Origin of the sequence: Streptomyces sp. NRRL F-5727 (assembly GCF_000719555.1) — a bacterium.
GTDB lineage: Bacteria > Actinomycetota > Actinomycetes > Streptomycetales > Streptomycetaceae > Streptomyces.
In genome coordinates this window covers 45786-59802 of the sequence record NZ_JOGX01000004.1, presented here as the reverse complement: position 1 = coordinate 59802, position 14017 = coordinate 45786, and the positions used below count along the sequence as shown (strand labels likewise).

The 14017-nt window shown below is 72.5% G+C and carries 7 protein-coding genes; 1 reads left to right on the top strand and 6 read right to left on the bottom strand.

What is annotated here, in order from left to right; genetic code table 11:
- Positions 1-274: 274 nt before the first annotated feature.
- Both IF73_RS0103985 and IF73_RS0103980 read right to left on the bottom strand, forming a co-directional pair.
- Positions 275-1264, bottom strand: a complete 990-nt coding sequence (locus IF73_RS0103985; RefSeq protein WP_031003444.1) for an Acg family FMN-binding oxidoreductase — start codon at positions 1262-1264, stop codon at positions 275-277.
- Positions 1265-1290: 26 nt separating this feature from the next.
- The gene (locus IF73_RS0103980; RefSeq protein ID WP_031003441.1) at positions 1291-1917 is read right to left on the bottom strand and encodes a CBS domain-containing protein; all 627 of its coding nucleotides are present in this window, start codon (positions 1915-1917) and stop codon (positions 1291-1293) included.
- A gap of 385 nt (positions 1918-2302) precedes the next feature.
- On the opposite strand from IF73_RS0103980, the gene IF73_RS0103975 reads away from it, so the two are divergent.
- The gene (locus IF73_RS0103975) at positions 2303-4048 is read left to right on the top strand and encodes a GAF domain-containing sensor histidine kinase (RefSeq protein ID WP_031003439.1); all 1746 of its coding nucleotides are present in this window, start codon (positions 2303-2305) and stop codon (positions 4046-4048) included.
- On the opposite strand, the gene IF73_RS0103970 is transcribed toward IF73_RS0103975, so the two are convergent.
- From IF73_RS0103970 to IF73_RS37405, 4 genes are all read right to left on the bottom strand, one after another.
- On the bottom strand, positions 4042-4734 hold the full coding sequence (locus IF73_RS0103970) for a response regulator (RefSeq protein WP_031003437.1): 693 nt from the start codon (positions 4732-4734) through the stop codon (positions 4042-4044). The two genes, IF73_RS0103975 and IF73_RS0103970, sit on opposite strands and share 7 nt — an antisense overlap.
- A 52-nt stretch (positions 4735-4786) precedes the next feature.
- Entirely contained in the window at positions 4787-5455 is a 669-nt protein-coding gene (locus IF73_RS0103965; RefSeq protein ID WP_037878218.1) for a CBS domain-containing protein, read from the bottom strand.
- Positions 5456-5545: 90 nt separating this feature from the next.
- Positions 5546-6397: a hypothetical protein gene (locus IF73_RS0103960; protein ID WP_031003426.1), complete on the bottom strand. Its 852-nt coding sequence runs from the start codon at positions 6395-6397 to the stop codon at positions 5546-5548.
- A gap of 67 nt (positions 6398-6464) precedes the next feature.
- Positions 6465-13844 (bottom strand): DNRLRE domain-containing protein, encoded by a 7380-nt coding sequence (locus IF73_RS37405; RefSeq protein ID WP_158821911.1) that lies wholly within the window; start codon positions 13842-13844, stop codon positions 6465-6467.
- Between the last annotated feature and the right edge of the window lie 173 nt (positions 13845-14017).

The window sequence follows — 14017 nt, the reverse complement described above, 5'->3', positions numbered from 1 at the left end:
GGCGGGGGCGCGATGCCGTCGAAGGTGTCCGGCACGCGTCCCGGTGGCAGGGACCCGGTGGTCATGGTGTCCTTCGGCTGCGCCTCCGGGATCCCGCCGGGTCCGTGGCGGCCCACCCCCACCCTCGCGCCGCGCCGGCCCGCCGCGGAAGGGGCCCTCGGGCCCCGCCGGGGGGGGCCGGCCGGCCCATGGACGCGGACACTCCGCCCCGGTCGGGCAGGACGTGCCCGGGTCCGGCCGTCGAGGCACACCGGATCGCCGGACGCGCGCGGGCTCAGGCGAGGTCGAGCACCTCGGAGACCGGCCGCCGGGGCGTCGCCCGGCCCGTCGGTCCGTAGCCCAGACGGAACACCATGTGGACGTAGCCGACGGCCGAGAGGGGATCACGCGCGTCGAAACGGAGTTCCGGCCATTCGAGGGGCTGCGACATGAGGGACGTGGCCAGTCCGTCGAGGGTGGCCTGGAGCAGGATCCGCTGCATCGCCTGACCCGCCTTCAGCCATGCCTCCGGGGTGTCGTCCGCGGTGCCGAGGAGGGCGATCTGGGGGTTCTTCTCGAAGCGCTCCGACGGACGGCCGGACAGCCGGTCCCGTCCGGCGAACTCCCTGACCGGGGCCGTCACGTCGTACTGCCGCGGACCGAGCGCGTACGCGGGGATGCCGTCGGCGGAGGCGGCCTCCCCGGCCTCGCCGGTGCGCATCCAGGCGGCGATCTCCGCCCGTACGGCCTCGTCCGCCGCCTCGAACAGCTCGGAGGCGTGGACGAGGCCCATCACGGTGTCCGCATGCCAGTCCCCGGGGACGACCAGACGGCAGTCCTCCAGGAGGGCGGCGGCGCGGAGACCGTCGAACAGTTCGCCGGGGATCCGCTCCTCGGTGAAGGGGAAGCGGCTGGTGTGCCGACGGGACAGCGCGGGATGCAGGAGGTCGAGCCCGTCGTCGGCGTTCTCGGCTCCGCCGAACCGGACGTCCGCGAAGTGCCACGGGTCAGCGGGGGACGGCAGCAGCCGTACGGCGGGGCGCAGGCCCCGGTGCACGGCGGCCACCCGAAGACCGAACAGGGCGGCGCCGCAGCCGAGATGGAGAGCGCGGTGATCGGGGTCCTCCCGGGGCATCGCGCGAGCGGGGTCGCCGTGCAGCTCCACGGTGCCGGACGCCTCACGGAGGACGAACCTCCAGGGCTGGGCGTTGTGCATCGACGGAGCCGTGACGGCGTCCTCGACCAGAGCCGTGACGAGCGGGAGGGGAAGAGCGGTGGGGGACACGTCGCGTCCTGTCTGTGCGGAGACGGTCAGTCGGGAAGGGCGTACGCCGTCCGGGCGGACGACGATGCGAGGCCGGTGTCGTCGTCGCGGGCGGACAGCCCGTCGACGACCGTGACGACTCCCTCCACCCGTTCGGCGAGCCGCAGGAGCGTCACGACCTGACCGCGGGTCCGGAGCCGGCCCACGAGGGTGACCACGCCGTCCAGCACGTGCACGTCGACCGCGTCCTCGGGCAGCGCCATGGCGTCCGCGAGGATCTCCTCGCGGATACGGCGCCGGATCTCGGGGTCCGGGCGCAGGAAGACCCGCAGCAGGTCGCGGCGGGTCACGATGCCCACCAGCCGCTCCTCCTCGTCGACCACGGGCAGGCGCTCCACACCGCGGCGGACCATCAGGCGGGCGGCGTCCGCGGCCGCCTCCTCGGCGTGCACCGTCACCGCCGGAGCGCTCATCACGCCCCGGACGGTCGGCGCCCGCCGGGCCAGGAGGTCGCTCCCGGAGACGACTCCGACGACGTGGTCGTCGTCGTCCACGACCGGGAGCCCGCTGATGTCGTGCTCGGCGAGCAGCTTCGCCGCCTCGCGGAACGGCGTGCCGGCGAGTGCGGTGACCACGTCGTCGGTCATCAGACCACCGACCTTCATGTGCTTCATCGCGGTCCTCCTCCTCGCACCCTCGACGGCGGGACCGGTCCTTCGTCACCACCGTGCGCCGGACGGGAGCCGACCGCGAGGGGCCGAACGGGCCACCCGCAGGTCCGACCGGACCCGCGCCCCCCCCTGCGCGGCGGCCACTCCGGGACGCGCGTCGGCTCCGTCGTCCACGGCCTGCCGCACCGCGCCCACTGCCCGTGATCACCGTCCCGCCCGGGTGACCCCGCCCGGACGACCCCGGCCACCGCACCCGCCGCGGGGACGGCGGGCCCGACCGTGACCGTCCTCCGGGGGACGGCCTCGTCAGGAACCGGCGGGCCACCCGGACTACCGTGAAGGCAGGCACGGCGGGCGGCGCACGTCCTGGACACGACCGGAGGTTCCGATGGGCGGGGAAGACCTCGGGGCAGCCGACACCAGGCTGCCGCGCCTCCGGCTGGACGAGCTGCTCGACGAGCTCCAGGCACGCATCGACGACGTGAGGGGTACCCGGGACCGGCTCACGGGGCTCCTCGAAGCGGTCATGTCCGTGGGCCGGGAGCTCGACCTCCCCCAGGTGCTGCAGGGCATCGTCGAGGCCGCCGTCGTCCTGGTCGACGCCCGGTACGGGGCGCTCGGCGTCATCGGCGAGGACCAGCGGCTGTCCGCCTTCCTCCCCGTCGGGATCGACGAGGACCAGCGCGAGAGGATCGGGGCCCTGCCGTCCGGACACGGCATCCTCGGCGAGCTCATCCGCCATCCGGAGCCGCTGCGTCTGGCGGAGCTGTCCGAGCACCCGGCCTCGTACGGCTTCCCGGCCCACCATCCCCCCATGCACTCGTTCCTCGGCGTGCCCATCAGGGTCCGCGACGAGGTCTTCGGGAACCTCTACCTCACCGAGAAGCGCGGTGGCGGAGAGTTCGACGCCGAGGACGAGGCCGTCGTGTCGACCCTGGCCGTCGCCGCGGGGATCGCGATCGAGAACGCCCGGCTGTACGAGGAGGGGCGGCGGCGGGCCCGCTGGCTCGCCGCGAGCTCCGACTTCACCAGCGCCCTGCTCTCCGGCACGGGCGAGGCCGAGGTCCTGGACGGGATGCTGGAGCAGGCGGTGGACATCGCCGGCGCCGACATGGGCGTCTTCTACCTGGTGGGCGCGGGCGGTGAACTGCGCGGCTCGCTGGCCCGCGGCGAGGGGGCCGAGCTCCACCGGGGCGTCGTCCTGCCGAGCAGCGAGGGCACGCTCGCCGCCGCGGCCCTCGCGGAGAAGGACGGCCTGGTGATCATGACGGACGTCGAGCGCGACGGGCGGGTCACCGTGCAGCCCGAGCGCTGGCGGGGCTTCGGCCCCGCCGTGGCGGTCACCGTGGGCACCAAGGAGCGGATGAGCGGGGTGCTCATCCTGGCCCGGCGGCGCGGGCGGGCCCCGTTCCTGAGCACCGAGGCCGCCGCCCTTCCCGGTTACGCGGGCCAGGCGGCCCTGGCCCTCGAACTGGCCGACCGGCGCCGGGACGCCGAGCAGGTCATCCTGCTGGAGGACCGCGACCGCATCGCCCGCGACCTGCACGACCTCGCGATCCAGCGCCTCTTCGCCACCGGCATGACGCTCCAGAGCGCCCGGCGCTTCGTCGAGCACCCGGAGGCGGCAGCCAGGCTGACCCGGGCGATCGACGACCTCGACGCCACCATCAAGATCATCCGGTCGTCCATCTTCGGCCTCCGGGAACACGACACGCCCGGAAGCACGCCCCGGCTCAGGAGCAGGATCGTCAGCACGGCCGACTCCGCCGCGGCGACCCTGGGGTTCGCCCCCGCGCTCCGGATGGAGGGACTGCTGGACACGGACGTGCCGGTCGGGGTGGCCGACGACGTCGTCGCGGTCGTCGGGGAGGCGCTCACCAACGTGGCCCGGCACGCGGGCGCCCGCCGGGCCGAGGTCGCGGTCCTCGCCGAGGACGGCGTCCTGACCGTGACGGTGAGCGACGACGGCGTCGGCATGCCACGGGACCGGCAGCACAGGGGCCTGCGCAACCTCGCCGAACGCGCCGAACGCCTCGGCGGCTCGCTCTCCGTCCGGGCGCCGGCGGCGCCGGGGCACGGCACGGTGATCGAATGGCGCGTCCCCCTGCCGGCGGCGGAGGAGCCGTCCTACTGATCCCTGTCGGGGTGTTCGGTCTCATGGGCCTGCGCGGCGATCACGGCGGCCTGGACTCGCCGCTCGACCCCGAGCTTCCCGAGCAGCCGGGAGATGTGGTTCTTCACCGTCTTCTCCGACAGGTAGAGCCGCTTGGCGATCTGCCGGTTGGTGAGACCCTCGCCGATCAGTTCCAGCACGGACCGCTCCCGCTCGGAGAGCGCCGCGAGACGCTCGTCCTCGGGCGGCTGGGCGGCCTCCGGGTCCCGCAGCGAACGCATCAGCCGGGCGGTGGTGGCCGGGTCGAGCATCGACTGTCCCGTCGCCACGGTGCGCACCGCCGACACCAGGTCGGAGCCCTTGATCTGCTTGAGGACGTACCCCGCCGCCCCCGCCATGATGGCGTCGAGCAGCGCGTCCTCGTCGTCGAACGAGGTCAGCATCAGGCAGGCCAGCTCGGGCATCCGGGAGCGCAGCTCGCGGCACACGGCGATCCCGTCACCGTCGGGCAGCCGCACGTCGAGGACGGCCACGTCGGGACGGAGAGCGGGCCCCCGGGCCAGCGCCTGGTCGGCCGTCGACGCCTCGCCGACCACCCGCATGTCGGGCTCGTCGTCGATCAGGTCACGCAGTCCCCGCCGGACCACCTCGTGGTCGTCCACGAGGAAGACCCGGGTCGGTGTCCCGGCGGCCGGAAGTTCGGTCATGGCGACCCCTGTGCTCGATGGGCGGCGTACCCACCCCCACAAGGATTGTCCGTCATGACCCGGTTTCGTGTGATGCCTCGGGGACGTCCGCCGGGCCGACGAGCTCCACCCGCACGTCCACGACCCCCTCGACGGCGCGCGCGGCACGCGCCAGCAGCGGCACCAGCGAACGGTCGGAGAGGGTGCCCCGAAGCGTCGCCACCCCCTCCGTGACGGTCACGTCCAGCCCGCTGAGGGCCCCGCCTCCGAGCACCGAACGGCGGACCTCCCGCGCGATCTCGTCGTCCTCGCGCAGGAACACCTTCAGCAGGTCGCTCCGGCTGACGACCCCTTCCAGCAGCCCGACGTCGTTCACCACCGGAAGCCGCTTCACCCCGCGCCGGGCCATGATCCGCGCCGCCTCCGCGAGGGAGGCGTCCGCGTGCACGGTCACCGCCGGGGCCGACATGAGGTCCCCGGCCCGCACCGCCCCGGCCTTCGCCGCGTCGGCGAACCGCTCCGGATCGGGATCCTCGCCCCGGTACGCCTCCTTCGGCAGCAGGTCCGCCTCGGAGACCACCCCCACGACCCGCCCCTCCCCCTCCAGCACGGGCAGGGCGCTGACGGCCCACTGGTCCATCAGGGCGACGATCTCCTTGTAGGACGCGTCGCGGCCGATCGCCACGGCGGTGTGGGTCATCACCTCACTGACGGTGTAGCGCGAAGGGACTGCGGCGGGCATGGCGCCTCCTCGGTATCGTCCCTTGCCATTCTCGGCGGGGCCCGGCGCGTGGGGGAGGGCCGAACGGTCCCCTCCCGCACGGAGGTCCCGTCAGCCCTTGCGGACCTCGCGCGGCGGGTGGCTGTAGTGGGCGTGGCCGCGCTCGACCGCGACGAAGGCGAGGTGGGTGTTGGCGAGCAGGGGGGAGAGGTCTCCGTCGGCCACCCGCGTCGAGCCGGAGAGGATCACCTCGCGGAGCGCCGCACGGTCCGCGACCGGGGCGAGCGAGGCGATGTCGCCGCAGTTCTCCAGCTCCAGGCGCCGCAGCCGCGGGAGACCGGAGACGAAGGCGATCGAGTCGGTCCTGGCGGAGAGCAGGGACACGTCCTCCAGCGCGGTGGCGCCCGCCAGCAGCTCCGGGTGGTCCAGCCGGCCGTCGTAGAGGCGGAGTTCGCGGAGGGCCGGGAAGAGCGCGGCCCCCTCCATGTCGGTGACGTGCTTCCGGGTCGTCTCCAGCCGCAGCGCCCGCAGGGCCGGCTGGGGCCCGAGCGCGGAGAGGGAGGCGCCCTTCCACTCCGGCAGGACGAGGTCGTCGAGGGCCGCGAGGAGAGGCAGGGAGCGGGCGACGACCGGCCAGGGCGCCTCCAGTTCCCGGAGGCGCGACAGCGCCGACAGGTCCAGTTCGCCGGTGGTCGACGCGGGCAGCCGCAGCCGTTCGAGTCCGGCGCAGCGTGCCACCGGGGAGAGGTCCGGCAGGCCGTTCAGGATCCGGAGACTGCGCAGTCCCACGAGGTCCGGCAGGAAGGCGAGGTCGACGGCGGGAGCGGACTTCGCCCGCGTGGGCGCTCCGACGACCAGTCCGTCGCAGGTGCCGTCCGCGAACCGCTCGGCGTAGGCGGGGTCCCACGGCTCGTCGGCCACGAACATCTCGGACCACCCGTCGCGCCGTCGGGCGATCTTCATGCGTACTCCTCCGGAAAACGAGAAGAAGAAGGGGGGTGGGGACGGAACGTCCCCACCCCCCGCTCCGTCAGCAGTGAGCGTACTTCCTGGACGGCCGGATCTTGTTGGTCAGTCTCGCGCCGCCGTAGCACTTGTAGCGATTGTACAAGCCCTGTTCGAGCTTACGGAGGCTTCCCTTGCTCCGCTCGTGGTAGCGGATCGACTTCACGTTGTTGAGCTTGCCCTTCTTGTCGTGCTGGTGCATACGCCGGTGCATGTTCTTCGACTTGCCGACGTAGTACGAGCCGTTCTTGTACTTGATGACGTAGACGCCCCGCTTGCGGGGGGCCTTCCGGGCGTGCCGGTTGAGGTTGCAGCTGGCGTTGTGGACGAGGGTGTCGGCGGTCCCGTCGAAGACGAGGTACGTGTGGACGTTGCCGACGTTGAGGTTGAAGACCAACTGGTCCGGGAGTTCGCCCAGGTTGCGGACGGCCCGCACCGGGTGGGCGGTGTCGTCCGCCGACCGGAGCGCGTCGCCGGGCACGAGGTCGACGGCCTTGGTCCAGCCCTTGTCCTCGACCCACATCGGGTGGTCCGCCGTCGCCATGAGCGGCGGGGTCGCCGGGTCGAGGTCCGTGTCGATCGCCACCATGTGCCTGGTGCCGGCGCCGGTGTGGACGTCCAGGACGGGCTGGGCGCCGGTCAGACCCGTCGTCGGGTCCGTCGCCGCCACCAGGTCGCCCGGCCGGACGTCGCCGATCGGCAGATAGCTGCCGTCGGCCATCAGCACGGGTGTGTCCGGCGCGAAGGAGTTGCACCGGGAGCGCCGGAAGGTCCTCTTCGCCCGTGAGGCCGCGCGCTTGACGCGGCCGGCCTTGCGGAGGGCCCGGGCCGCCTTGAAGCCCCTGACCGCGAGGCGGCCGGCGGAGCCGAAGGCGACGCCGACGCTCATCTCGGCGGCCTTGCGCCAGTTGCCGGTGGCGGCGTAGGAGATCGCTCCGACGGCGGAGGCGATGTTGCCGATGGGGCCGGGGATGTACGAGGCGATCTCCGCGACGCGGGCGACCTTCTTGAACATCTTCTTGAAGCTGAAGCCCCAGTTCCCGTCGAGGTCCGTGCAGTTGACGGGGTCGCCGCTGCAGTAGTCGTACGGGTTGGCGTTGCCTCCGGGCTCCGGGTCGACCTGGAGGAACCGGCCGAGCGCGGGCGCGTAGAGGCGGGCTCCCATGAGGATGACGTCGTCGAGCGCCTCGGAGGACCGCTGTTCGGCGCCGAGCCAGCCGTAGCGCTGGGTGGCCTGGCCCTCGGTCGGTACGCCGAACTCGTCGAAGGTGAGGACCTTCGGCGCGGTCATGGCGGTGTCGAGGGTGACGGCCACGTCGCCGTGGAGGTTGGCGAACTGCAGCTCCACGTCGCCGGTGGCGGAGGTGGTGGCGGTCAGGTCGCCGTCCGGGCCGGAGACGTTGCGGGTGAGGGTGCCCTGGGTGGTGTCCTCGATGATCCAGCGGGGCTCGTCGGAGTCGTCTCCGTAGTGGTTGAGCTTGCTGGTCGCGTTGGCCCAGGTGCCGTCCGCCTGCTTGGCCTCCGTGGTGAAGGCGGTGAAGCGGTGGGCCGGGTCGAGGGACCAGGACTGGCGCTTGTCGCCGACGGTCTGGGAGGCGACGAGGTCGTTGTCCCAGTAGGTGTTGACCGAGCCGGTGCCGGTGGCCGTGGTGCGGCCGAAGGCGTCGTACGTGTAGCCGGCGGTCAGGAGCCGGTCGGCGCTGTCGTACGAGCTGGTCGTGACCGTGCCGTTCGCCGACGTGCAGGAACCGTCCTCGGCGGCGGCGTACACCGTCCTGGAGGTGCGGTTCATGCGGCCGGTGATGCTGCGGCCGGCCTCGTCGAAGGCGTAGGCGCGGGTGGTGCAGCCGGCGACGGTGGTCTGGGCGGCCCTGGTCAGCCGGCCGAGACGGTCGTAGGTGTACTCCTTGCTGTCGGTGGAGTTGGTGTCGGCCGCGACGGCGCCCTGGGTCGTCATGTCCAGGTGCTGGCCGTAGACGACCTCGCCGTCGGAGACCCGGCTGTACGTGCGGCCGGTGGCCGCGCCGCTCGCGTTGAAGGTGTCCTTGCGGACGTAGCCGCCCGGGTAGGTCTGCTCGGTGAGCTGACCGTCGGGGCCGTACTTCGCGGTGAAGGTGCCGGCGACGGAGTCGGTCACCGAGGTGACCATGCCGCGCGGTTCCTGGGCGCGGTCGTAGGTGTAGGTGGTGGATCCGGTGTCGTCGGTGACCTTGACCGGCTTGCCGAACCTGTCGAACTCGGTCGTGGTCGTGCCGCCGTCGGCGTCCGTGTACGACATCAGGCGGTCGAGCGCGTCGAAGACCCGGGTGATGGTCTTCCCGCCGGCCGTGGTCCTGACGGCGTTGCCGGTCACCGGGTCGTACTCGGTGGTGACCTCGGGAAGGTCCTGGCCGAGGTCGCCGGTGATCTTCGTGGAGACGATCCGGTCGGCCGCGTCGTAGACGGTGGTCGCCACACGGGTCCTGCCCGCGTTGGTCTCGGTGGTCTCCTCGATGTCGCCGAAGCGGGAGTAGCGGGTGATCCGCTTGACCGGCAGGGTGTCGGGCATGCGGGTGGTGTCCGCGCCGGTGACCTTGCCGCCGGGCAGCGTGACGCACGGCTCGCCCGCCCACTCCGGGCGGTTGCCGCACGCGGCGTCGTCCGGGTTGGCGCCGGCCGTGTAGAACACCGTCCTGACCGTGCCGGTGTCGGCGCCGTTCGAGCCCGGCCTGCGGGACTCGACCGCGCGGCCCGCCGCGTCGTACCGGATGGTGGCGGTCAGGTTGGCGCCGCCGGTCACCGCGTCCGTGGTCACCGACGTCTCGGCGCGCAGCGCCCAGCCGGACGTGCCGCCGATCGGGGTGCCGTAGCCGGTCTTGGTGACCCGGACCTCGACGTCGTTGACGTACCCCTCGATGCGGGCGCCGTCGAGGGTGGTGGTCTCCAGGTGGTACGCCGCGCCGTCGGGCTTGCCCTCGTCGTACCGGTGCACGGTGTGCTCGCGCGCGACCACCGAGGCGCCGGCGCCGAGCGCGGGCATCGGCGGGTCGGCCTGCGCCGGCACCGCCTCGTCCAGCAGGGCGCGGAAGACCGGACCGGTCTCCTCCAGGAGGTCCTGGCCGTCGCGGCTGTAGACGCTGCGGGAGTCGAGCAGCGCGGCACGGGCCGCGGACTCGTCGGGCAACTGGAGCTCGACGACCTTCTCGTCCACGTTCTCGCCGAGACCGAGCGCCAGGAGGCGGCCGGTGGCGTCGAGGGTGCGGACGGTGTTGCCGAAGCGGTCGTACTCGGCGGTGTCGATGTCACCGGCCCCGGTCGGCGACCAGGTGGCGGTGTTCACCTCCTGCGCCGAGGCGTTCAGGTAGTGGACGACGGCCTGCTGGTAGCCGTCCTTGCCGGGGACGGTGGCGGTGGCCGTGTTCACGGCCGGGGTGGACTCGACGTCGAAGACGGCGGTCGCGTCCGTCGGCACGTCCGCCTGACCCCACTTCGCGGCGCTCGCGCCGTCGAGGTCGTACGGACCGCCGGCCGCCTTGGTCAGCGGGACCTCGTAGACGACCGTCGAGGCGGTCTCGCCCTCGACGACGTCCTTGCTGCCCGGCTTGAGCGCGGGGCGGCGGACCTGGAGCAGCCTGCCCGGGTCCTGGTCGGCCCCGGCCTTGCCGTAGTCGAACATCCACGGCAGCTCGCCCGCGGTGTCGATCTTCGCGAGGCGGTTTCCGGAGTCGTACGAGTAGACCGTCTTGAAGACCGTCGTGTCCTCGGCCGACGCCTTGCGCGGGTCCCACGCCTCGACGAGACGGCCCTGGACGTCGTAGCGGTACGCGGCCACGTCGACGGAGTTCACCGCGTTCGCCGCCGGGTCCCACGACCAGACCCGCACGGCCTTCACGCGGTCGGCGACGTCACCCGGGGTGGCGGCCGTGGCGGTGGTGGCGGTGGCGTAGACGTACTCCAGCACCTCGCAGCCACGCGCGGGAACGGCCCCGGTGCACTGCCCGGTGTCGTCCACGCCCGGCTCGACTTCGCCGATGACGCGCTTGACGAGGACGCGGCCGTCGGTCGTGTCGTACGTGTACCGGCTGGTCGACGCCTCGTCCGTACCGGAGACGGCGTCCACGACGTGCACGTCCGAACCGGGCTGCTTCCGGAAGCGGGTGATCGTGCCGTCGTCGTCGGTGAGGACGTAGTCGGCACCGGACGCGGCGAGGATCAGCCCCTCCGACCCGGGCTCGGGGCTGAACGTGCCGTCCGAGCTCCTCGCGAAGGTGATGGTGGAGTCGTCGTAGCCGGTGATGACCGCGACGTCCTTGCCCGGGAAGGTCAGCGAGTGCAGCTCGTTGTCGGTCACGCCGCCCGCCGCGCCGCCGGCCCACTCGGGACCGAACGGGGCGACCAGCTCGCGCAGCGACAGGTGGTCGAAGTACACGGCCTTGCCCGAGCCCGCCGGGAAGCCGTTGTACAGCCGCAGGAAGGCCGTGGTGGCGTCCTTCGGGACCGTGAAGTCGAGCGTCAGCTCGGCCCACGCGTCGGTGTACGGCACCTTCCTGGAGGTCGGCTCGACGTAGCCGGCCGGCGTGGCGAAGCCCGCGTACAGACGCAGGCCGCGCGCGTGCTGGGGGGAGAGGCCGGTCGACGAGGGCACGTAGGCCCAGGCGGAGAACCGGTAGGTCCGGCCCGGCTTCATGCCCAGCTGCAGGGCGTTCTGGTCGCCGCCGACCATGGCGAAGGAGTCGCCGCTGGTGTGGGTGGTGGGGACGATCTTCAGCGAGTCGGTGGAGCCGTCCTGGCCGAGCGCGGTGTCCCGGGTGAGCGTCGCCGTGGTCGCCGAGAAGCCGGTCAGGTCCGTGGAGACGTCCTGCTGGTTGGCGGTCAGGCGCTGGCCCTGCGGCATCCAGCCGCGGTCCGTGCCCCGGGAGGAGGCCGTACGGGTCGAGGCCAGACCGAACTCGTCGACGTCCGTCACGTTGACCGAGTAGTCACCGGTCAGCAGGTTCACCGAACCGGGGCCGACCTCGTCGGTGGCGGCGCCGTCGGCGTCCGGGTCGACGGTGAAGCCGCGCCACTCGCTGATGTACGCGGGGTCGCTGTCACTGTTGGTGTACAGCATCGCGCGGACCTGGACGACGCCGCCGACCTGGCCGAGGGTCTCCAGGACCGACCAGTTCGCGTAGGCGCCGATCTCCGCGAGCGGGGTCTTCGGGGCGGTGACCGGGGTGTTGTCCTGCTTGGTCAGGTTCGCCAGCGGTACGTCGTAGACCGAGGCACCGGGGCCGCGCCGCCACTGGTACGTGACGCGGGTGTACTTCGGCTGGGCGTCGACCGCGATCTGGACGCGCCGCGCGGTGACCGCTCCCTCGGCGGGCCGCAGCATCGCGCCCTGGCCGACCAGGAAGTCGTACACGACGGCGGTCGAGAGGTTGCCCGCCTTGTCCTTCGCCTGGACGCGCAGGGTGCGGTGGCCGTCGGCGGCCGGGGTCACGGACACCGACGTCGTGCCGGTCGCGGCGACGGTCACGGCCGCGGCGCCGTCCAGCGAGTAGACGTAGCCGGCCAGATCCGTCGAACCGGAGGCGGGGGTGAAGGTGAAGGTGCCCGGTACTCCGCCGCCGCCGTGCCACTGGTTGTCCTGCGGGTAGTCCGTCGAGGAGACGAACGGCGCGCCGGGCTTGGTGGTGTCGACCGTGAAGGTCTGCCAGGCCGACCAGGTCCCGTTCCAGTCCTGGCCGTCGTAGACCGCCGCCCGCCACTTGTACGAGCCCTGCGCCAGGGCCGTGCCCGGTGTCCAGGTCGCGGTGGCGCCGGAGGCGACGTACGCCGAGGTGCCGGACTGCAGCGCGGCCGTGCCGTTCGACGCCCAGACCTCGAAGGTCAGCCGGACGGTGTTGCCGTCGGCGTCGACCGCCTTGGCGGACAGGGTCGGCGTCGTGTCGTTCGTCGCCGCACCGGTCAGCGGGGAGAGCGGCGTGGCCGCGCCCGGCTTGGTGTTGTAGGTGACCGAGATGTACGGCGTGTTCGAGGCCGCGTTACCGGAGTTGAACTTCTTCCAGGCGAACTCGTCGGTCTCGTCCGTGGCCCGGATGCCGAGCGTGTTCGTCCCGTTGCCGTTCCCCGCCCAGGCGGCGGCCAGGCTGGTGATGTCGGTGGACACCCAGCCGTCGGCACACGAGGACGAGTAGCCCTTCGTGGCGGTGGAGGTGGCCCACTTCCGGTTCCAGTTCGGCTGGGCCGTCCAGCGCGTGGCGGTGGAGGCGGAGCTGGTGTCCCACACCTCCCAGCTGCGCGCGCTGCACGACCAGGAGTGGAAGTTCCACAGGTTCAGGCTCGACGACTTGATCACCTTGCCGGTGATCTTGGCCATCGGGAAGGCGAGGAACGAACGGGCGATCTGGCCCTCGCCGTTGTAGCCGAGCTTGAGCTCCGTCGAGGCCGACTGGTCGGACGTGAACCCCTGCTGGACGAAGGCGTCGAAGCTCGCGCCGATGTTGACGGCCGGGTCGACGGTGACCGGGAACGCCGTCGCCGGGTCGGCGAGGAAGGCCGGGTCCGGGGTGAGCGTGAGGTCGACCGTGTCACCGTTCTGCGTGACCTTCAGGCCGACGTCGGCGCGGTTCTCGTGCTCGCCCGTCCGCGGGTCGACCGTCGCGTCCCACATCACCGGGGCGGGCAGGACGCCCGCCTGCCTGCCGGTCTTCCGGTCCAGGAAGGTCACCGAGCGGTCGGCGTTGGCCTTGACGGTCAGGCCCTTGGCCTTGAGCGACAGTGTCACCGAACCGGTGGCGTCGACGGCGCTGCGGTCCTTCAGCTCCAGGAACTGCTCGAAGCCGGTGCGGGTCGACTCGATCACCATGTCGGTGCCGGTCGTCACCCCCGGATAGCGGGCCTCGGTGCCGTGCACCGTCGGATCGGGCAGGGCGCCGCGCCACGAGAGGGTCATCTCGTGGCCCTCGCCGCTGTCGAGCGAGACCAGCGGGACGGCCGGCGTCCGCTTCTCGCCGGGTTCGCCGCCCGACGCCTCGATCCGCGCGACCTCCTCGGCCGACGACTCTCCCGCCAGCGCCAGGTCGAGCGGGTGGCCCGCGGCGCGCACCCCGCCGCCGGGCGTCTCGACCAGACTCGGGTCGACCATCCGCCAGGTTCCGGCGTCGTCCTTGAACCGGACCGGCCCCGTGTACGACTCCAGCGACATCGAGCCGTCCGGGTTGGCCCAGCTCGTCGTCGTCTCGGTGCGTTCCCCGGTGACCTCGATCCGCCGGTCCTGCAGCCGCGCCATCAGCAGGGCCGACGCGGCGTCCTGTGCCTCCGCCGCCCCCCTGACGTCCCGCGGTTCGTCGGCGGCCACCCGGTCGGGTATCGCCGCGGACGCCATTCCCTCCATCAACCCGAAGGTCATCACCAGCGCCGTGGCCAGGGCTATGCGCCTCATCCGGCCGGGCGAAGGCAGCGGATGCCGCTCACGCAGAGCGGACGTCCGTCGTCTCATCCTGTTCGTTCCTCCCTCTGTCGATCACCCGTCGGTGACGAGGGAGGAATGTACAGCAAACTGATATGGTGTCATTTTACGCTAATGGGACCCCTGTTCATGGGGTCCCGGGTGTC

Bases quoted from the DNA above. Each gene is read 5' to 3' on its own strand.
- IF73_RS37405 (WP_158821911.1), bottom strand. From the start codon at position 13,844: ATGAGGCGCATAGCCCTGGCCACGGCGCTGGTGATGACCTTCGGGTTG.
- IF73_RS0103965 (WP_037878218.1), bottom strand. From the start codon at position 5,455: ATGCCCGCCGCAGTCCCTTCGCGCTACACCGTCAGTGAGGTGATGACC.
- IF73_RS0103980 (WP_031003441.1), bottom strand. From the start codon at position 1,917: ATGAAGCACATGAAGGTCGGTGGTCTGATGACCGACGACGTGGTCACC.
- IF73_RS0103970 (WP_031003437.1), bottom strand. From the start codon at position 4,734: ATGACCGAACTTCCGGCCGCCGGGACACCGACCCGGGTCTTCCTCGTG.
- IF73_RS0103975 (WP_031003439.1), top strand. From the start codon at position 2,303: ATGGGCGGGGAAGACCTCGGGGCAGCCGACACCAGGCTGCCGCGCCTC.
- IF73_RS0103960 (WP_031003426.1), bottom strand. From the start codon at position 6,397: ATGAAGATCGCCCGACGGCGCGACGGGTGGTCCGAGATGTTCGTGGCC.